This is a genomic window from Grimontia hollisae CIP 101886, from assembly GCF_000176515.1.
Lineage (GTDB): Bacteria > Pseudomonadota > Gammaproteobacteria > Enterobacterales > Vibrionaceae > Enterovibrio > Enterovibrio hollisae.
In genome coordinates this window covers 344,895-366,078 of sequence record NZ_ADAQ01000013.1, presented here as the reverse complement: position 1 = coordinate 366,078, position 21,184 = coordinate 344,895, and the positions used below count along the sequence as shown (strand labels likewise).

Annotated in this window: 17 protein-coding genes; all 17 read left to right on the top strand. The window is 37.9% G+C overall.

Annotation, left to right across the window (positions count from 1 at the left end):
- The first annotated feature begins 29 nt into the window (after positions 1-29).
- The 17 genes from VHA_RS14595 to VHA_RS14515 all read left to right on the top strand — a co-directional run bounded on the left by VHA_RS14595 (position 30) and on the right by VHA_RS14515 (position 21,138).
- Positions 30-1,748, top strand: a complete 1,719-nt coding sequence (locus VHA_RS14595) for a polysaccharide biosynthesis/export family protein (protein ID WP_081456041.1) — start codon at positions 30-32, stop codon at positions 1,746-1,748.
- A 25-nt stretch (positions 1,749-1,773) separates the two neighbouring features.
- On the top strand, positions 1,774-2,559 hold the full coding sequence (locus VHA_RS14590; protein WP_005505606.1) for an ABC transporter permease: 786 nt from the start codon (positions 1,774-1,776) through the stop codon (positions 2,557-2,559).
- On the top strand, positions 2,556-3,206 hold the full coding sequence (locus VHA_RS14585) for an ABC transporter ATP-binding protein (RefSeq protein WP_005505604.1): 651 nt from the start codon (positions 2,556-2,558) through the stop codon (positions 3,204-3,206). The genes VHA_RS14590 and VHA_RS14585 overlap by 4 nt, the downstream gene beginning before the upstream one ends.
- A gap of 1 nt (position 3,207) precedes the next feature.
- Positions 3,208-4,662: a KpsE/RkpR family capsule polysaccharide export protein gene (locus tag VHA_RS14580; RefSeq protein ID WP_005505602.1), complete on the top strand. Its 1,455-nt coding sequence runs from the start codon at positions 3,208-3,210 to the stop codon at positions 4,660-4,662.
- 14 nt (positions 4,663-4,676) lie between these two features.
- Positions 4,677-5,594 (top strand): glucose-1-phosphate thymidylyltransferase RfbA, encoded by a 918-nt coding sequence (gene rfbA / locus VHA_RS14575; RefSeq protein WP_005505600.1) that lies wholly within the window; start codon positions 4,677-4,679, stop codon positions 5,592-5,594.
- Between the two features lie 7 nt (positions 5,595-5,601).
- Positions 5,602-6,150 (top strand): dTDP-4-dehydrorhamnose 3,5-epimerase, encoded by a 549-nt coding sequence (gene rfbC, locus VHA_RS14570; RefSeq protein ID WP_005505598.1) that lies wholly within the window; start codon positions 5,602-5,604, stop codon positions 6,148-6,150.
- A gap of 14 nt (positions 6,151-6,164) precedes the next feature.
- On the top strand, positions 6,165-7,145 hold the full coding sequence (gene rfbD / locus VHA_RS14565; protein ID WP_005505597.1) for a dTDP-4-dehydrorhamnose reductase: 981 nt from the start codon (positions 6,165-6,167) through the stop codon (positions 7,143-7,145).
- 129 nt (positions 7,146-7,274) lie between these two features.
- Positions 7,275-8,396: a dTDP-glucose 4,6-dehydratase gene (rfbB, locus tag VHA_RS14560; protein ID WP_005505595.1), complete on the top strand. Its 1,122-nt coding sequence runs from the start codon at positions 7,275-7,277 to the stop codon at positions 8,394-8,396.
- A gap of 346 nt (positions 8,397-8,742) precedes the next feature.
- Positions 8,743-12,195 carry a glycosyltransferase gene (locus VHA_RS18480; RefSeq protein WP_005505594.1) on the top strand — a complete coding sequence of 1,151 codons (3,453 nt, stop codon included), beginning with the start codon at positions 8,743-8,745 and terminating at the stop codon, positions 12,193-12,195.
- On the top strand, positions 12,161-13,108 hold the full coding sequence (locus VHA_RS14550) for a glycosyltransferase family 2 protein (RefSeq protein ID WP_005505593.1): 948 nt from the start codon (positions 12,161-12,163) through the stop codon (positions 13,106-13,108). Before VHA_RS18480 ends, VHA_RS14550 begins: the two co-directional genes overlap by 35 nt.
- The gene (locus VHA_RS14545) at positions 13,105-14,031 is read left to right on the top strand and encodes an NAD-dependent epimerase/dehydratase family protein (RefSeq protein WP_005505592.1); all 927 of its coding nucleotides are present in this window, start codon (positions 13,105-13,107) and stop codon (positions 14,029-14,031) included. Before VHA_RS14550 ends, VHA_RS14545 begins: the two co-directional genes overlap by 4 nt.
- A 333-nt stretch (positions 14,032-14,364) precedes the next feature.
- The gene (locus tag VHA_RS14540) at positions 14,365-15,531 is read left to right on the top strand and encodes a nucleotide sugar dehydrogenase (RefSeq protein ID WP_005505591.1); all 1,167 of its coding nucleotides are present in this window, start codon (positions 14,365-14,367) and stop codon (positions 15,529-15,531) included.
- A gap of 43 nt (positions 15,532-15,574) precedes the next feature.
- Positions 15,575-16,168, top strand: a complete 594-nt coding sequence (locus VHA_RS14535) for a hypothetical protein (protein WP_040529055.1) — start codon at positions 15,575-15,577, stop codon at positions 16,166-16,168.
- A 65-nt stretch (positions 16,169-16,233) separates the two neighbouring features.
- Positions 16,234-17,991 (top strand): glycosyltransferase family 2 protein, encoded by a 1,758-nt coding sequence (locus tag VHA_RS14530; protein ID WP_005505590.1) that lies wholly within the window; start codon positions 16,234-16,236, stop codon positions 17,989-17,991.
- Positions 17,992-17,998: 7 nt separating this feature from the next.
- A complete protein-coding gene (locus tag VHA_RS14525) occupies positions 17,999-19,321 on the top strand; it encodes a hypothetical protein (RefSeq protein WP_005505589.1) in 1,323 nt (440 codons plus the stop codon).
- Between the two features lie 51 nt (positions 19,322-19,372).
- Positions 19,373-20,188, top strand: a complete 816-nt coding sequence (locus VHA_RS14520; RefSeq protein ID WP_005505588.1) for a glycosyltransferase family 2 protein — start codon at positions 19,373-19,375, stop codon at positions 20,186-20,188.
- 2 nt (positions 20,189-20,190) lie between these two features.
- Positions 20,191-21,138, top strand: a complete 948-nt coding sequence (locus VHA_RS14515) for a glycosyltransferase family 2 protein (RefSeq protein ID WP_005505586.1) — start codon at positions 20,191-20,193, stop codon at positions 21,136-21,138.
- Positions 21,139-21,184 lie beyond the last annotated feature (46 nt).

Below are 21,184 nucleotides of genomic sequence, written 5' to 3'. Positions count from 1 at the left end.
GACAACGACGTACAGAGGGCGCAACAACAATGAAAACAACGCGTATTCGTATCAACCTGCTGTTTATTATTACGTCGTTTTCGTGCAGCGCTATAGCAAATTCAACCGCCGAGGATAGGCAACATCAAGCCGCACTTTCTCTTCAATCGGCGGAAACCACACAAAACGCCGTGCCAACGGCGCAGTTTCAAAACCAAAGCCGAGCTGGCTTAATGCTGCCGGGTGAAACCCCAGTTAAGCTTCTGTTGCCCACGTCAGGAGAAGAATTGCCCCCGCCTTATGGTGCAAATTTGTTTGCAGGAGGGTATGAGACGGAACGTTTTGATGGTTTAAATGATGATTATCTGATTGCTGCGGGTGACAAACTCTCTATCTGGTTGTGGGGGGTGGTTAACCTGTCAGAAGTCGTTACTGTCGATAATCAAGGCAATATCTTTCTGCCAGATATTGGCCCGATAAAAGTGATAGGTACACCTGCGAGCAGCATCAATGATGTTGTGACAGAAAAAATACGCACGATTTATAAAAAAAATGTGAGTATTTATGTCAACTTGCTGACAGCGACACCGGTGAGTGTGTTTGTCTCTGGGGCGGTGATTCGTCCTGGACAATATGCCGGCATCGCTTCAGACAGCCTGCTTTATTTTCTAAAACGGGCAGGGGGCATTGATTCAGAGCGAGGGAGCTATCGCAGTATTCGGATCATTCGAAACGGAAGGACAATTTCGCGAACCGATCTGTATGATTTTATGCGTGAAGGCAAGTTGGTCAGAGCTAACTTCAAAGATGGCGATGTGATTTTTGTCGACCCACAACGGCCTACCGTGTCGGTATCCGGCATTGTGAAAAATCCATTTAGGTTTGAACTTGAGAAGCCACAGGTAACCGGATCAACACTGATTTCTCTGTCAAAACCGTATCCAAAAGTGAGCCATGTTGGTGTGATGGGAACGAGAAAAGGTGGGCCATTCTCGATATACCTCACCAAAAGGGCCTTTTCGACATTTGTGGTTCAGGATGGAGATACGTTGATCTTTAATGACGATCTCAGAGCGCAAATCCTTGATATTCAAGTGGCAGGCAGTTATCTGGGGCCCTCTTATTACGCCGTCAATAAAAGTACCCGCTTGCACGCGTTATTAGCTGAAATAGAAGTAGAGAAGGATCTTGCTAACTACCAATCTGTTTATATTCTCCGGAAGAGTGTGGCGTTACGCCAAAAGGAGATGATTGAACAATCGTTGCAACGTCTTGAGAGAAGTGTGTTTACAGCGCCTGCATCTTCCGACGGTGAAGCCGCGATTCGGGCCCGCGAAGCAGAAATGATTCTGACCTTTACCGAGCGGGCAAGAAAAATCGAACCACTGGGTAAAGTGGTCGTGTCGGAGAATGGAAAAGTCGCCAATATTTTATTGGAACAAGGCGATACCATCATGATCCCACCGAAAAGTGATCTTATTCAGGTCGGTGGTGAAGTCATCATGCCACAGGCACTGGTGTACAACCCCGACGCAAAAATAGCTGATTATGTGGCGTGGTCTGGTGGCTATACAGAGCGAGCAAACTACAAACGGCCATTGATCGTGCGGGCAAACGGCATGATCGAATTTGGTCGTAATGCAGAATTACAACCTGGTGATCAGGTGCTTATTTTGCCAAGGGTGGATGAGAAAACCATGCAGGCAGTGAAAGACATTACGCAGATCATCTATCAAATTGCTGTCGCGGCAAACGTGGCATTGAAATAACTCTCCATCATTTGTCGGGACCACAATGGCAACCGTTTTAAAAAGAAACACCTTTGAGGTCTGGCGAGACGTTATATTTGCGCTTTTCATTCGAGAAATACGCATTGGATTCAACGACAAGTTTGGCCTCAGTTGGGCAATCATAAATCCTGTTTCGTTTATATTTGCGCTTTCATTTCTGCGTAGCCAAATGAGTGGTGGTGATGTTCATACCATTCCGACGTTTGTATTTATGTTTTATGGGATGTTATTTATCCAACTGTTTCTCTCTTTGATGGAGAAGACAGCTGCCAGCTTAAAAAAAAGCAAAGCACTGTTTGCTTTTCGGCAAGTTCAGCCGATCAGTGCTTATTTAGCTGCTGCATTATTCGAAGTCATCGTGAAAGTGGTGGTGTTGGTGGTGGTGTTTTTATTGATGTATCTCATGCAGATAGAGATCAATATCGATCATCCACTTGAATTGATAGTCATTTTTTTTCTGTTATCCGTGGTTGCGTTTAGTGTTGGATTGCTATTTTCCATATGTGAGGAATTCATCAAGGAAATAACGCGTATTCGTATGATGCTAACACGCCCCTTATTTTTTATTTCTGGCGTTTTCTTTTCGTTGCAAGATTTCTCAAAAGAAGTCTGGCCTTATTTGAGTTGGAACCCAATACTACAGGCTATTGAGCTGGCAAGAGGAGCGGCTTATTCTTCTTATGCGTATGGAGGTGTGAGTATGCAATATCTCTTTTCTGTCACGATAACCCTGTTATTTATTGCAATGGCGGTTTACACCATTTGCTGGAAAAAAGTTATCAGTCGATGATAAGGCTTGAAAATCTCACCAAGTTTTACCCTTCAGAGCTCGGGGATCAATATATTTTCAACGGTATCAATTTTGATATACCCACGCACAGTAATGTTGCCATTCTCGGAAAGAATGGTGCGGGTAAATCAACACTCTTTCGATTATTAGCAAAAAGTGAATATCCCAACAAAGGAAGGATTTGCACGGAATGTAATATTTCTTGGCCGGTAGCACTTGCCACTGGTGTTCACCCAGAAATGACTGGGCGGGAAAATACCCGATTTATAGGAAGGATTAATGGCGTGCTCGATCTGGATGATTATGAACGAAAAGTGGCCGAATTTTCTGAACTTGATATTAAGTTTGACCTCCCTGTTAAAACCTATTCGAGTGGTATGCGCCCAAGGTTGGCATTTGCCTGCTCAATTGCCATTCATTTCGATGTGTATTTGATTGATGAAGTAACCTCCGTCGGGGATGCTGGCTTTCGGAAAAAAGCGAGACAAGCACTGTTAGAACGAAGCCAAAAAGCCAGTGTGATTATGGTGAGCCATAATATGGGGGAGTTACGAGAGTTTTGTGACAGCGCTGTGGTTATCCGTGATGGCTCGCTTGAATACTATCCGTTGTTAGAGGACGGAATCAAAGCATATCAGGCATTATAAAATGAGCGATAGCCCAACAAAGTTAGATAAAGAACAAATAGAAAGACGGTTTGCTCAGCTTTCAAAACAAGTGAGTCAGGAAGAATGGAAAAGTATCTCGTATTTAACCAAAAAAGCGGAATCTCTCAAAGAAAGTGATCCCGAATTATCCAAAAGAATTTGGCAACGCATCAATAAATTGCAGGGTGAACAGGCAAACCAACAACCGTTACGGATAATTGAAAGTCATCATCCGGCACTGGATAAGGGGTATGCGAATACAGAGAGTATTACGCAAATATCAAAACTCACAGAGATAAAAAATAAAGCGAAGGAAAAAGGGAAAAAACAACTAAGAACAAGCTTATTTTGGTTTGTGTTACTTCCTTCTTTTATTTTTGCCTTTTATCAGACAGTGATTGCATCAGAACGTTATGAAAGTCGCGCTCAATTGATTGTTCAACAACCTGACGGATTTGCAACAATGGATGCCTCAATGGCGCTGTTATCCGGCTTTGGTATGTCAGTGTCAGGCGGTTCAGATGCTGAGTTGGTAAAAGCCTATATTTATTCCAAAGATATGCTGGACTATTTAGTCACAGAACTCGATGTAGCATCTCATTTTACAAATGATGATATAGACATGATTTCCCGTTTAGAGAGCGATTACTCTCAGGAAGATCTGTATGAGTTGTATCGAAAAAGGGTTGCTGCCGAGATTGATGAAAAATCTTCCGTAATTTCAGTTGTTGCACAGGCTTTTTCCCCTGAGTATGCACAGCGCCTCACCCAGACTATTACACAAAGGGCAGAGTGGTACATCAATAAAATTGGTCATGATCTGGCGGAGTCACAGCTCAAGTTTATTCGGGGTGAACATATCCGTGTCGAAGAAAAATTGTTAGCGGCAAAACAACAATTGTTGATATTTCAGGACCAGCATAAGCTGCTTGATCCTGAAGCGGAAGGGCTCGCCATCCAACAAATCGCTTACACGCTGGAAGCACAGTTAGCAGAGAAACAATCGGCCCTGAATGCACTGGTATCCGTAATGAGTGATCAGGCACCTTCTGTCGTTGCGTTAAAAAATGAAATTGAAGCGATAGAAACACAGCTTGCAAAAGAGCGTTCAAGGTTGTCGAATCGCGGTGGAAATACGCTTCCAAGTATTGCTAGCACTGACAGTACCACCGCCGATGACCTTTCAGTTGGCGAAATCCTTGCTAAATATGCCGAATTGAAAATAGGGCTAGAGTTAGCGCTTCAAGCGTTCACCTCTTCTCAAATATCGTTAGAAAAAGCACGTATAGAAGTATACAGAAAATTGAAATACCTGGTTGTTGTTGAATCTCCCACGCTGCCGGAAGACAACGCGTTTCCTAATGTCATTTACAACATCACCTTGTTTTCGCTTTTGCTCTTAATGCTATTTGGCATCGGGCGATTGGTGGTGGCGACCATTCATGAGCTGAAATAACGAAGAGATTGCCTATGTTCACTTTTCAAAACAGCGAAAAAAGAAGCAGAAAAGGTATTGTGCTGGCTGGCGGTTCGGGAACACGCCTCTACCCGTTGACTCAGGTCGTGAGTAAACAACTGATGCCGGTTTATGACAAACCGATGATTTATTATCCCATCGCCACACTGATGGCCGCAGATATCCGCGAGATTTTGATTATTGCAACGCCTGAAGACATGCCACGTTTTGAACGGTTATTGGGTGATGGCGCCAGTTGGGGGGTGAATTTTTCCTACGTTGAACAACCGTCACCAGACGGCCTGGCACAAGCATTTACACTCGGTGAAGACTTTATTGGTGATGACAATGTTGCGTTGGTATTGGGCGATAACCTGTTTTATGGGCACGAGCTACCGGCGTTACTGAGAAGAACGACTCACCAACAAAGCGGCGCCACCGTTTTTGGTTACCATGTTGCTAATCCCCGCTCGTATGGCGTGGTGGAATTTGATGACAATTACCGTGCTATTTCCATTGAAGAGAAGCCCGAACATCCAAAATCTCACTATGCCATCCCTGGTTTGTACTTTTTTGATAACGACGTAGTCGAGATTGCGAAAAAGGTGAAACCTTCAGCCCGTGGAGAGTTGGAAATCACGGATGTGATCAATGCATTTCTTGAAGCAAAAACACTGGTTGTGGAAATTATGGGCCGTGGCACGGCGTGGTTAGATACCGGTACACACGATAATTTGATGCAAGCGGCGAAATTTATTGAAACCATCGAAATGCGTCAGGGATTAAAGGTGTGTTGCCCGGAAGAAATCGCCTTCCGAATGGGGTTTATTGATGAGGCGGGACTTCGTGATGTGGCGCAGCCACTGCAAAAATCTGGATATGGCCAGTATCTGCTTAATCTATTAGAACATCGCATTTTCTCCAATCCATGAGGCGACCATGAAGTTTATTGAAACCAACATCCCTGATGTAAAACTCATTGAACCTACTGTGTTTGGCGATGAACGGGGCTTTTTTATGGAAACGTATAGAACCGCCTTATTTAATGACCATTGTGGGGAGCGTGTGTTCGTTCAGGAAAACCACAGCAAATCAAAAAAGGGGATTTTGCGTGGCCTGCATTACCAAACAGAAAACACCCAAGGGAAATTAGTGCGTGTGGTGAGTGGAGAAGTGTTTGATGTGGCAATCGATATGCGTAAACGTTCACCCTATTTTGGTCAATGGGTAGGTGCGTATCTGTCGGCAGAAAACAAACGTCAACTGTGGGTGCCTGAAGGGTTTGCACACGGCTTTTATGTGACCAGCGAAGAGGCTGAATTCGTTTACAAGTGCACAGACTATTACAACCCGGATGTTGAGGTTTCCATCAAATGGAATGATGCCGCATTGGGTATTGATTGGCCCATAGCAGATGCAGGACCGCCCTCACTTTCAGCAAAAGATGAAGCAGGATTCTCTTTTTTTGATGCACCGGCATTTACCTAATAATGGGGCATAACATGGGCAGCGTTCTGATCACAGGAAGTGGCGGGCAATTGGCGTGGGAGCTAAAAGCCACATTGCCGGAGAATAGATCCGCCACTTTTCTGAGCAGAAAACAACTGGATATTCGCGACACAAAAGCAGTATTCAACCTTGTAAAAGCGGAACAACCGGACGTTATCATTAATGCTGCTGCGTATACCGCGGTCGATAAAGCGGAAACGGAGCCAGAAACCGCGTATGCCGTTAACGACAAGGGCTGTGAAAATCTCGCACTTGCCTGCAAAGAACACAATGTAATTTTAATCCACGTTTCGACCGATTTTGTGTTCGACGGAACAAATTCAACACCGTACCAAACAGACGATCACCCCAATCCCATCAACGTTTATGGTGCATCAAAGCTTGCGGGAGAGAAAAAAGTGGCTGAGATCTTAGGAGCACAAGCCACCATTATCCGCACTGCCTGGGTTTATTCAGTTCATGGCAGTAATTTCGTCAAAACCATGCTCCGGTTAATGGCAGAAAAAGAGCAATTGAACATTGTTTATGATCAAATCGGCACACCTACTTGGGCAAAGGGCTTGGCAACGATGATGTGGTCACTGGTCGAAAAGCGCCTTTCAGAGGGGAAACTTTCAGCGGGGAGAAAGGCTGAATCTCCACGCGAAATAATGATGTTGCGGCCGGAATATTCTGGCACAAAGGTTATTCACTGGACCGACGCGGGCGTGGCCTCTTGGTATGATTTTGCCCTTGCTATTCAAGAACTCGGAATAGAAAAAGGGCTGCTTAAGGCAGTAATTCCAGTTCGCCCGATATCATCGGGCAGTTACCCAACACCCGCTGCACGTCCCTATTTTAGTGTGATTGACAAAGTTGCCGCAGAAAAAGCCAGTGAAATAGAAACAATCCACTGGCGAAAACAACTCTCTGCCATGATGGAGGAACTGACTCATAACGAGGAAGAACGCCGAACAATAACGGGAACAAAATAAACCCTGATAATTGCAAAGAAAGAATACAAGTTAATAAACGTTAAGCTTGAAAAGAATATGGATATTAACATCTGTTTTGTCTTTCATCTTAAAAACACATCTTAACTTTCTGATTTGATATTTTAATTTATGAAAATACAAAACCTTTTAGTCACCGGTGGTGCAGGCTTTATCGGTGCAAACTTTGTACATTACTGGTTAAAACATCATGTAAATGACAAAGTCGTTGTACTGGATGCGTTGACCTATGCAGGTAATAAAGCCAATCTGGACATTGTTGCAAACAATGAAAATATGGTATTCGTTCACGGAAATATCTGCGACACCAATCTGGTAGAGACCCTGTTAAAAGAGTACAAGTTAGATACCATTGTGCATTTTGCCGGTGAGTCTCACGTAGACCGCTCTATTTCCGCACCGGATGCGTTTATCGAAACCAATATCATTGGCACTTACAGTTTATTGAAGGCAGCCAAAAAAGTGTGGATTGATGAGCCAACAGCACGTGGAGAAGCGGTTATTCCTCATCGTTTTCACCACGTTTCAACAGATGAAGTGTATGGCACATTGAAACCCAATGATCCGGCCTTCACGGAAACGACGCCTTACGCGCCCAACTCCCCCTATTCGGCGAGCAAAGCCGCCGCCGATCATTTGGTGCGTGCTTATCATCACACCTATGGTATGGATGTAACAACATCAAACTGCTCAAACAACTATGGGCCGTACCACTTCCCGGAAAAATTAATCCCGCTGATCATCACGAATATTTTGTATAACAAGCCGCTGCCTATATACGGCGATGGTCAGCAAATTCGCGATTGGTTGTATGTCGAAGATCATGCACGAGGGATTGAATTGGTACTTAAAAAAGGCCATGTCGGTGAAAATTACAATATCGGCGGCAATATAGAATGGACCAACATCGACATCGTCCACGTAATTTGTCAGTTGATGAACGAATACTTCACTGGTGCACATTCTTTCCTTGAATCTAGCTCTTTAAACCTTTCAGCCAGTGACCTTCAGATGAAATATCCGCATGCTATCACAGCTTCTAAAGGACAATGTGAAACGCTTATTACTTTTGTCGAAGATCGTGCAGGCCATGATCGCCGCTATGCAATTGACGCGACTAAAACAAATAATGAACTGGGTTATAAGCCGATAGAGTCGTTTGAGACGGGAATTAGGAAGACTGTGGAGTGGTATTTGGGTAATAAAAAGTGGTGGAAATATCTGCCTAGATAGGAGTTAGGTACTGAGGGATTCTCTCATAACTCACCGAAGACGAAGCCATTTTTGAAAATCCTCTCGCTAAAATACTGGCGGCAGACAATAGCTCTTGGCCAGTTAAGGGCAGAATTAGTAGAGAAAGTCGTGTAACATAGTTAGATATCAGAAGTAAGTCATGCCATCCTGAATTGGGTTCATATATTTTGTTTCTATTTGATTGTTTTTAGCGAAATCATTTAATCACATGACAAGGTGTGTTTCCATCTTAACTTTATGATTTTTTAATAAATTATCATAGGGTGATCTATCTTTATATGCATCGTGTGTCAATTAATTATTTTAGTAGTATCAGAGTGCTATAATGAAAAATATAATTCTATATTTGAAATTTATAAAAAACAAATACCACAACTCAGAAATAAATATGAGTTATATTAGGTTTAAGGAAGCATATGAAGTAATTAATGGGTCATTGTATTTCGATTTGGAATATTATGTTAAGAATCATACGGAAAAAGATCGGTGTAGTAGTTTATTACGATATATATTAATTGAAGAATCGAAAGGAAAAAAACCAAATCCATTATTTAACCCTATATGGTATAAAAAAAAATATAACATAGGAAGTAATGAATGCGCATTGTCACATTATTTAGTAAATAAAGAATCTGGAAATTTAAGTGCCAATCCACTTTTCTATGAAAGTTGGTATTTAAAACAGAATTCTGATGTTAGAAATTCAGGTATGGATCCATTTATTCACTATATTAAATATGGGGAGAATGAAAACCGTAAACCAAATCCATATTTTTGCCCAAAATTCTACAGGGAAAATTACAAAGATGTTGAAAAATCAGGCCTCATGATGCTTGAGCATTATATTGAACACGCTAAGTTTAATCATCAGCCAAATCCATTATTTAATAATTCTTGGTTTAAAATGCATAACATGCCTAAGCATGATATGACTCATCCACTTAATTATTATAATAACAAAAAAGGGATTGGTGTATCAGAGTGTAGCCCTTCTTTTAGTTTGAAAGATTTTGAAAATGTATACTCTGAATATTTTAATTGTTGTCTTAAAAGTAAAGAAACACTACTTAGTATTATTCTTAATATAGAAGATAAACCTGAATGGTTGAAAAATATAGAAAAGTTTGGATTTAGAAAACCAAAGTCTTTTGATGATTTAATTATTGATGGAAATCCAATGAAATTCAGAAATATTTCATTGGAAATAAAAGATGAAATATTTAGACATGTATTGAGTTTAAAAGAAAGAATTAGTGTCATTCTCCCTACTTATAATAGAGTCGATATAATATCAGAAGCGATTAATTCTTTTTTAAAACAGAGATATAAAAGCAAGGAATTGATTATAATTGATGACTGTAGTAGTGATTCAACATATGAATTTATTAATAAAAAATATAAAAAAGAAATATTGGAAGGAAATATTAAGGTACACAGATTAGAAAAACATAGAGGGCAATCAGCAGCAAGAAATATAGGGTTAGAGCATGCTAGTGGGGAAATAATTGCTTATTTGGACAGTGACAATTCATGGTTTGAAGATACTTTAACTTTATATGCATATACACTTAGTAAATATGAAGCATTGAGTGTATACACACCAATAGAGGTTAAAGAAAATGTAAGTTTAAAAGATAAAATAATTGGAAGAAAATATTGTCGAATTTTTCTATTAAAAAATAATTTTATAGATATAAATGGTTTTGCTCATAAGTCAAAATTGGTTAAAGAGTTTGGTGGGTTTAATGAAAAACTAACAAGGTTGGTAGATTGGGAGTTTATTATAAGGCTGACAAGAAAACATGAACCGGTATACTTGCCAATTATATCAACAAATTATAGAACAAAACATGATTCTTATAAGACCGTTACGAAGTCTCAGCCAATAAATATTAATTATGAAAAAATTCAAGCAATAAACTATATTGAAATGGCGAGGTATGGGATAATAAATATAGAAAAAATTATATTAATAATTCAAAAAGGATACTTAGAATCGCAAAGAAGTAAAAGGGATATTAATAATAATTTAGCTAGTAAGTTATGTGTGGTTCTAGATAGAGAATACTGTAAAGAATATAAACATTTAATGGAAATAAAAAGGAAATTAAATGTTGAGTGTGTGGTATTAATAAAGCAAAGTAAAAACTATTTGGATGTAGAAAGTGGTAAAATTATAACTACATTGTATGAGGTCGACTGTGAGTATTTCTATTATCCAACAAGTAAAGATAATATATTGACAAAGGATGCTATAATGAACTGTCTATTATCTATTTTCTATGAGAATTTAGATGTTGCAATTTGTTCAAATGGTTTTGATAAGCTACCAAAAGTTAATATTTTTCTACTAAGGGATTCATTATTTTTAACAAAGAAACATGCAATTTCTTTTATTAATGAATATAAATTTAATGGAGCAATATTTGGCAAGGTATTAAATATCATACATAACGGTTTTAAAATATCCAACACGATAATTATTCATGATTGTCTTAGAATGTATGTGAATTTTAATAATAATGATGGTACTTTTTGGACAGCAGGAACAATGTCAAATACCATTTTTCAATTAAATAGATATATCCCCAGATTCAGCGTTAATTATAGAAAGCCTAGGATTTTGTGTTTGGCAATGAAAGTAGCCGTTGGTGGTGTGGAAAGATTAACATTAGATACAATGAAAGCTTTGAAAAATAACTACTCTTTCATTTACTTAGCACTAGAACCTATTAATTCTAGTTCAGGTAGCTTGCATTCTGAAATATCTAGTAGTGTGGATTATATAATCGAAGGTGATGAAGTTTGCAGTAAAAAAAAGCATTTGGAAATGATGTCACATATCGTGGAAAATATTAAGCCGGAATTAGTATGGATAACTAATGGATCCGTCTGGCTTCATCAGAATATCCAAAATATAAAAAATATTTTTAATGGTCTGCCAATTATTGATCAAGAATGCTATGATCATAATTTTGGATGGATAGAAAAATTAAAAAAATCTGACTTTCAAGGTTTTGAACATTATATAGCAATAAATGATAAGATAGAGTATACATTTAAGAGAGAATGTGGATTTAGTCAAGGGAGTATCACTAAAATAAAACATGGATTATGTCTAAATAATGCCATGAAAACTCTAAAATATCAACTTTCAGATATATACAGAATAAAATCAAATTTAAATTTACCAAAAAATAAAAACATTTGGTGTTTTGTTGGTAGACTGACTGAGCAAAAGAACCCTCTTATGTTTTTAGAATTGGCTAAAAATAGAGAAAAATTTAAATATAAAGAACATTTTGTTTTAGTAGGAGATGGTGAGTTAAAGCATGAATGTATGAAATACATTTCAGATAACAATATGGAAAATGTTACAATGTTCGATAATATTATGCCTATTAGCAAATTATATTCTGTTTCAGATGGTTTAATCATCACCTCACATTATGAAGGTTTACCTTTAGCTTTAATTGAGGCTGCATTTGTCGGGTTACCAATTTTATCGCCCTTTGTTGGTGAAATACCAAATTTAATAAATAAATATAAAATTGGATATATATATAAAAATAATGATATTGAAGATCTGGGGAAAAAATTTTTGAAATATATTCTCCACAACAAGGATCTTAAAAAACAAGCTGTATCATGTCGAAATGCTATTTATAATGAATATTCGATAGAGCATGTATCAAAAAAATACATGGAGTTATTTGATAAATATATAGAGAAAAGGTCGGATAATGATTTCAGTAATAATGCCAAGTTTCAATCATGATAAGTATATTAAATCAAGTGTTGAAAGCATATTAAATCAAAGTTATTTCGATTTGGAGTTGATAGTAATAGATGATGGTTCTAAAGATAGCAGTGTGAAATATTTAGAAACAATTAGAGATACAAGATTTAAATTGATTAAACAAGAAAATAAAGGAGCACATTTAGCAATTAATACAGGTTTGAATATGGCTAAAGGAGACTATATATCTATTATTAACTCGGATGATAGATATTGTATTGATAGATTGGAGAAAATTATCAGTTTTATGAATTCAAGAAAAATAGAGTTTTGTTGTAGTTGGATTGAATTGATTAATGAGCATGGGAAATTAATAAATGTAAAGAAATCTTGGGAAAACTTTAGACCAAAATGGTCGAATGGCTATATTGAAGTTGATAGCTATACGGAGACATATAATAAAAATCTTCTTACATCAAACTTTATATCAACGACGAGTAATATGGTTTTCACTCGTAATGTGTTATCTACTATTGGTTATTTTGAAAATTTAAAGTTTTGTCATGACTGGGACTTTGCTCTTAGAGTAGCTCTTGATTTTAAATGCTATTGCTTGGAATTGCCTTTGGTTAAATATAGATCTCACTCAACAAATACTATTAATTCGAGTTTTGATAGAATGATGTTTGAAATTTGTTGGATTAGATCTAAATACCAAGATGATTTTTTGAAAAAGTATCGATTAAAAAATAAAAATAATGATGAAGACTATTTTTTTATGGAAGAGATACTATCTATTGAACCGTACAATGAGGTTATTGAAAGTATATCAAAATATTGCTCTCATAAAGGGGGTAACCGAGAGGAAAGCTATAAGAATTTACTTGAAGATTATAGTAGTAGAGAATTATTTATTAATATGATCTCAAAGATTTCAAGTGAGGTATTGTGATTATAATTTTTGGTGCTACAGGATTTATTGGTCAACACTTGACAAATAAATGTATCGAGAGTAATTTTTCTGTTTTAGCTATAGGGAGAAATTTTAAATCTAGTCTATTTGAACATAATCTCATAACTAAAATGAAAGTTAGTGAGTTTATTTCTCTTAATGAGGAAGAACTTAATGTTATTTATAATGATTGCAAGGCTTTTTTCTATCTTGCTGGTAATTCAGTACCCAGTAGATATGCCAATTGCCCAGAGGAAGAGATTGAAATAAATATACCAATGTTGATGAGAATTTCAAAAAATTTTGCAAATTTAGCGAGGAAAAACTCTGTTTTTATTTATTCATCTTCAGCAGGAATGATTTATGCTAGTAGCAATGAAATAAAAAATGAAGACTCTATATTAGCTCCAATTTCTTCTTATGGATTTACAAAACAAGTGAGTGAGAATGTTCTGGAATTCAATAGTAGAGTCTATAATCTAAAGTATTGTATACTTAGGATATCAAATCCTATAGGAGTTTGGCAAAATAATCCTTATCAAGGAGTGGTGGCATCTCTAATTAGAGCAATGAAAAATGATAGTGAGTTTATTCTCTACGGAAATGGAGAGCAGAAGAGAGATTTCATTGATGCTGACGAATTATCTGAAGGTATGCTTGAAGTGGTTAATCATTATAATAATAATTGTAATTTTGAATCTACAATCTACAACATAGGAAGTGGTGTTAGTTATTCAATAAATGAAGTGATAAAAATTATAGAAAACACTTCAGGAAAAAAAATAAAAATAAATAAAGTTAATGCGAGAGATATAGATCTCATTGATGTTAATATAAATTGTGATAAAGTATATAAAGATACAAAATGGAAAGCTACCCGTGACCTGGCCGATATATTATCAGATTTAATTTCATTAGGCTAAATCCTGTAGATTTAGCCTAATGAAATGTTATAGAAATTAACTTGTGAAGTTTTTTAAGTTAAACTTTGATTTCAAATAATAAGGGACGTTGCTCCTAAATCATGCTGAACTATCAAAGTAGGGCACCCAACAAAATTGACCTGATAAGCCGACAGTGATCTTATGCTCCTCTTTTGAGGAGTTGCCATGAATATTGATCGCATCAAAGCACATTGATGTATTGTCCATGACGACCGACAAAGCAGCCCCTAGTAGTTATTTCCAAAGAAATGGCAATAGTTGCGTGATATTAGGAAGTGTTGCACTTCGAGGCTGAAGACAGAGGAATGAATAGTGAAAATTTGTGTTGTTGGAGCAGGGTATGTTGGTATTTCAAATGCATTATTATTAGCTCAGCATAATGAAGTTGTTATTATAGATATAGATGAAGAAAAAGTGAAAAAATTGAATGATAGGATGATTACCTTTGAAGATGTTGATGCTAAAGAATTTTTGTTATCAAGAGACCTTAATTTATCAGCTACAAAAGATTGGGGAAAAGAATTTAAGAATGCAGATGTTATAATTATAGCCACTCCTACTGATTATGACCCATTTTCTAATGGTTTCGATACGCAGAGTGTAGATTCGGTTATTCATAATGTCATTTCAGTAAATATGAATGCATTGATTGTAATAAAATCCACTGTTCCAGTTGGATATACAAATGATGCTAAAATACGATTTTCAACTAATAACATAGTTTTTTCCCCTGAATTCTTAAGAGAGGGTAAAGCATTATATGACAATTTATATCCATCTAGAATTATAGTTGGAGAAAAAAGTAAAAGAGCTGAAATTTTCTCCAAGTTACTTTTGAAAGGAGCAAGAAAAAATAATGTACCTATTTTATTAATAAATAACACCGAAGCAGAAGCTGTAAAGCTATTTTCAAATACATACTTAGCAATGAGAATAGCATATTTTAACGAGCTTGACTCATATGCAGAAACATTAAGTCTTTCTAGCAAAGACATTATAGAGGGTGTTAGCCTAGATCCAAGAATTGGGTTTAAATATAATAATCCTTCTTTTGGATATGGAGGCTATTGCTTACCTAAAGATACTAAGCAATTATTGGCTAATTATTCTAAAGTTCCTAATAATATAATAAAGGCTATAGTTGATGCTAATGTTACACGTAAGGATCATGTGGCCGATGTTATAATGAGTAAAAAACCCAAAATTGTCGGTATATATAGGCTTGTTATGAAATTGGAATCTGACAATTTTAGATCCTCAAGTGTACAAGGTGTTATGAAAAGAATAAAATCGAAGGGTATACATATAGTTGTATATGAGCCTACATTAAATAGTCTTTCTTTTTTTAATTCACCAGTTATAAGTGACCTAACCAGCTTCAAAAATTTATGTGATTTAATCGTTGCTAACAGGCTTTCGGATGACCTAGAAGATGTGATGGATAAAGTCTATACAAGAGATATATATAATGAAAATTAGATATTTTATATTTTCTTGAAAATTATGTTTAAATGGTATATATATGTTTTTTAGTGATTTTAAATTGACCTTTAATGAAGAGTGCTCTAGATTTTTACAAGACTTATATAAGTCTAAAAAAAATATACTAGAATATGGTGCTGGAGGGTCTACACTTCTTGCAGCTAAGCATAATTGTAACGTTGTTACCACTGAAACGGATCATAAATGGCTTATTGAGTTATTGGGAGCAGCAAAGGAACAAGATCTCCCAGGGAATATTATACCTATATGGGCTGATGTTGGTGCTACAAAAATATGGGGATATCCAATAGATGAAAGTAATATTAAAAAATGGCCAGAATATTCAAAAAAATCGTGGAAATTTTGTTCTGAAAACTCATACATACCTGATATTATAATGATAGACGGACGGTTTCGTGTTGCTACATTTATTTCATCATGCATAAATGTAACCAAGGAAACTATTTTGATTTTTGATGATTATACAGATAGAAAATATTATCATCATGTAGAGAATTTTTTTAAACCTATTGATATCGTGTCTAATCGAATGGCAATATTTAATATTTATCCTGGAAAGGTGGATGCTAAATATGTGATTAATAATATTGATTTTTATTTTGATCCTAGATGAATATAGTGTTGTTTGATGGTTTGTATAATTGAAATGATTGTGTTTTCATTTATGAGTATTATCCTTTGATAAATAACACTCTTTCAACGCCTATTAAATTTAAGAGTGTATTTGGCTGGCTCAAAAGCTTTTTCAAGAGATACTTCTTAATTTTCTCATCATATCGCCATGAAAACTTCTACCTTCCTTCACAATGCAGGAAACTTAATCAACTTCAACTAAATAATAATACAATTTTATTCTCAATCATCATCCCAACATTTAAACCCGATCTGACTACCTTTAAATCAATGTTCGATTCAGTCATGGGGCAAACCTATCAACACTGGCAACTGATCATCGTTGATGATGCTTCAAATTGCCAAGCGTTAAGTGATCTTCTGATAACGTTAAATGATAATCCCAAGATTAATATTGTTACTCAACGAAAAAATGGGCATATTTCAAAAGCATCAAATATTGGATTAGAGCTTGCCAACGGTGATTATCTATTACTACTTGATCAGGATGATATAATTCACCCTGATGCATTAAAATGCGTGGCTTATTATCTTGGGCAGAATCCAAACGCCCGTGTGCTCTACAGCGATGAAGATAAAATAGATGCGAAAGGTAATCACCACTCCCCTCACTTTAAACCGGCTTTTAACCCTGACTTGCTGTATTCACATAACTACATATCTCATTTAGGGGTGTATCAACGTGAATTGGTGGAAAAGGTCGGCGGTTTCCGTGAAGGCTATGAAGGCAGTCAGGACTATGATTTACTGCTTCGTTGTCTTGAACACTGTAAACCCGAAGAAGTAGTACATATTCCCTATGTGCTTTATCACTGGCGGGCTGTGCCGGGTTCGACGGCATTTGCAGAATCTGAAAAAGGGTATGCGCAGGATGCGGGTTTAAGGGCGTTGCAAGATCATCTTGGCCCTAAAGGTGTGTCAGTCGAACTTGGCAAATTGCCCAATACGTATCGTGCCCGCTGGCCCATTCCTGCAAAGGCGCCCTTGGTTTCAATCATCATACCCACCCGAAATAGCAGAGCGTTAGTGGAAAGGTGTGTGACCTCTCTTTATGAGAAAAATGATTATCCCCATTTTGAAGTTTTGCTGATGGATAACCAAAGTGATTGCAGTGAGTCAAAGGCGCTGTTTAAACAATTGGAACTGGCAGGCAAGGTGCGCCTGCTCATGTTTGATGCGCCGTTTAACTATTCTGCCATTAACAATATGGCGGCAAAACACGCGAAAGGTGACGTGTTGCTCTTGCTAAACAACGATGTGGAAGCCATCAACCCTGATTGGTTAAGGGAAATGGTCTCCCATGCTATCCGGCCAGATATTGGTTGTGTGGGGGCAAAGCTTTATTACCCTGATGGACGATTACAGCATGCAGGGGTCATTACTGGTCTTGGTGGTGTGGCTGGCCATTCACATAAATATTTCCCAGGCGATCATCCCGGATATTTTAAACGCCTACAGATTATTCAGAATTTTAGTGCAGTGACGGGAGCTTGTCTGGCTGTGCGTAAAAGCGTGTTTGAACAGGTGGGAGGACTAAACGAGAAAGATTTAGCCATTGCATTTAATGATGTGGATTTTTGCCTGAGAGTACGTGATTCTGGTTATCGCAACCTCTGGACACCTTATGCGACGCTGATACACCACGAAAGTGTTAGCCGGGGGGCTGAAAACAGCCCAGAAAAAATAGCCCGCTTTCAACGCGAAATCACCTACATGAAGCAAAAGTGGGGGGATTCTTTGCTCAATGATCCGAACTACAGCCAATGGCTGACCTTGGATCGCGAAGATTTTTCTTACCGTTAGGGACAGTATGAATAAAAATGTGGTCATTCATGTTGGGCCAGGAAAAACCGGCAGCTCTGCGTTGCAGGCCTGGCTTAACAGTCATAATAAGATCTTATTTCAACACGGTATTTTCTATCCGGAACACACCGTCGATACAAACGGTATCAGTTCAGGCAATATTGATAGCATTGCAAACCATGATCAGAACGGATCCCGCACGTTAAATGAAAAGAAATTAACGCGCTTACTGAATGAATTTGAACAGAGTGAAGCTCATACCCTTTTATTATCGTCAGAATACTTTTTTGCGATGCTGAGACCGCTCTTTGCGCAATTGCCAAAGGCACGTTACGTGGGATTTATTCGAGATCCGTTAGAGCACCATGAATCGGATTACAACCAAAGGGTGAAGCTCCACAGCCATTACTTACCATTCCATGCCTCCCTTGCTTCATTTCCTGCGATAGATGCTTTTGCACGGGTGATGGATGATTGCAAGGGCATCAACCTCCAATTGCGCCCTTATGGCAAGAGACTGTTTTATGGTGGTTCGATTGTCTCTGACCTGCTGTTCTTGATTGCGCCAGCGTTTGTGTTGCCTGAGAATGAAACCATAGACTGTGCTAGGGTAGTGAACCCAAGCTATGACTACGCTACCCGTGAGTTTAAACGCCTGCTTAACTATTTTCCGATCCAGCATTTGGAACTGGCGCTACACCGTCAGTTACAAAAACGCCCGGCATCAGATGTACATATTTCAGTGATTCCTGAAAAGGCGCAAACATCGGCTAACACCGCCCATGTAAAACACCTTGAAACGTTTATTAAACATCGACAAATGGAAAGTTTGACGCCTTTACTGGACGTGCTAAAAGACAGACCGATAAAGGCATACAAAAATCAGGATGCAAGCCCGCAGGAGTTGTTGTCTGTCGCTCATTGGCTTGAGGAAAATGACAGTGTACTGTTTGGGAAAATCTGCAAAATTGTGGATAGGCACCGTTATTTTTACCTCGACAACCCTGCATTTTGGGCGATCTTCTCTGTGCCGTTAAGGAATGGGAATAATAAATGGGGGAAAAATGAGGACGAAGAAGAAAGAGCTGCAATAAACTGTACACCGATTTGTAATAAAAGCCTTGCTACGTTTAAGCAGCGAACAAGGGTCGGAGCTGATGTTCATTCTCCCCACCTTTTAGCCAGCATGGGGGAGTTCGCATTACAAAATGGCGAGTATCAGTACGCGGAGCGATTACTGACCCAAGCATTGCAACTGAATCCAAGACAGTTAATTGCGTTGCAGCACATTAATGCAGCAAGGAGCGGATTAAAAAGAAATAACTACTGAGCTACGGTTTCACCCAATTATTTATAATAAAAAGGCGATTTAGGATGATATATGCGATTTGTTGTTTCAGTAGTATCTCATGAACATGAAGAAATGATTATCAACTTTGGCACACTTAGAATGTTGTCATCGTTGAATAATGTGATTGTAATTTGTCGTGATAATATTCCTTCTTCCTTACTTAAAAATCACTGTGACGATCTTGGTGTCCACTACATTGCTAATCATAAGGAAAGAGGGTTTGCAGAGAATAATAATCTGAATTTTCTCTATTACATGGAGAAGATTAAAAGGAAAAAGAATGATATTTTCTTGTTGGTCAATCCGGATATTATTTTATCAAGGCAGGCATTTAAGATTTTCTCCAATAAAAGAGAACTCTTTTTCAACAATGTTGTTACGGTTAACTTGTTTTTGGATGAAAGCTTTACCCGTCAAGATCATAATGTAAGACGATATCCAACGTTTTACGATTTTCTCTCCTCTTACCTATTAAATAAAAACAAAACCATTATTTTTCGAGAAGGGAATAGCTTGCCTAAAGATGGCGTGTTTTGGACCAGTGGTGCATTTCTTGCAGTATCAGTAAAAAATTTCCTCAAAATGAATGGTCTTGATGAAACCTATTATATGTATTGTGAAGATGTTGACTTCTGCCGTAGAGCGTCATTGCGTGGAATAAAAGTGAAAATGATATTGAACAGCCGGGTTGTTCATACACGCAGTAGAGACAGCAGGAAATTTTTATCAAAATATTTTTTTTGGCATGTCTCTGGTGTAGTGAAATATGTTTTCTTTCGAGGAGAGTCATGTCAGCCTAAACGTTCGTCATTAATGGTCTTAAAAGAACGGCTTTTAGAACGATAATCATGTTATTCACTGATGTCCATCATCATTGTATTGATATTGTGTTAGCAACATATAACGGTGAGAAGTATATTGAGGAACAGATAAAGTCGGTACAACGTAATGACGGTTATCAGTTTATTGTAAACAGTATTATCGTGGTGGATGATGGTTCTAGTGATAATACCGTATCTATCGTAAAACGGTTAGCTATCAATGACAGTAAAATCCAGATTTATGTCAATGAAAGCTCTTCGCTGGGAGCAATGAAAAACTTCGCTCGCGGGGTATATATTAGCCAAGCGAATTTTATTATGTTCTGTGACCAAGATGATGTCTGGCTGGAAAATAAAATATCCTTAACACTTGAGAGCATGATAAAGCATGACGCTACTTTGCCACATCTGGTTTTTTCTGATTTGAAGATTGTAGATGCCTCACTGAATACTATTTGCGACTCATACTTTACAGCTAAAAAAATCCCTAAGAACTGGCACGCCGATATGAATAATCTGGTTAAACAGAATGTCGTGTCGGGCTGTACTATGATGGCAAACCGGGCATTGTTGCAAAAAGCATTACCCATCCCCAACGAGGCTTGTATGCATGATTGGTGGTTTGCCCTGGTTGCAAAAACAGAAGGTAAACTGACCTTTGTCGATCAAGCATTAATGCTTTACCGACAACATGAAACCAACGCCATAGGGACGGGGGACAAGAACCCTCTTGGGCTGTTTAAGCGAATTTATCGTTTCAGGCAAAATGCAAGCAACAGCGTAAAACAAGCGGGGGCACTGTCTGCCCGTTATCCTTATTTGGCGAGCCAATACCCTTCAGTAGCAGCGCTCAGCCAACAGGCAACGCGTTCGCGTCTTCGCAATACCTATGCCGCATTATTTGGTGAGTTACGGAGAAGCTCCTTTCAAGGGAGTGCCGCGATGGCATTGTATTGCCTGTTTTTTTCGGGTTAGCCAAGCAGGTTACAAATGCAAGAGCATGAACATATTCTAAGCCTAT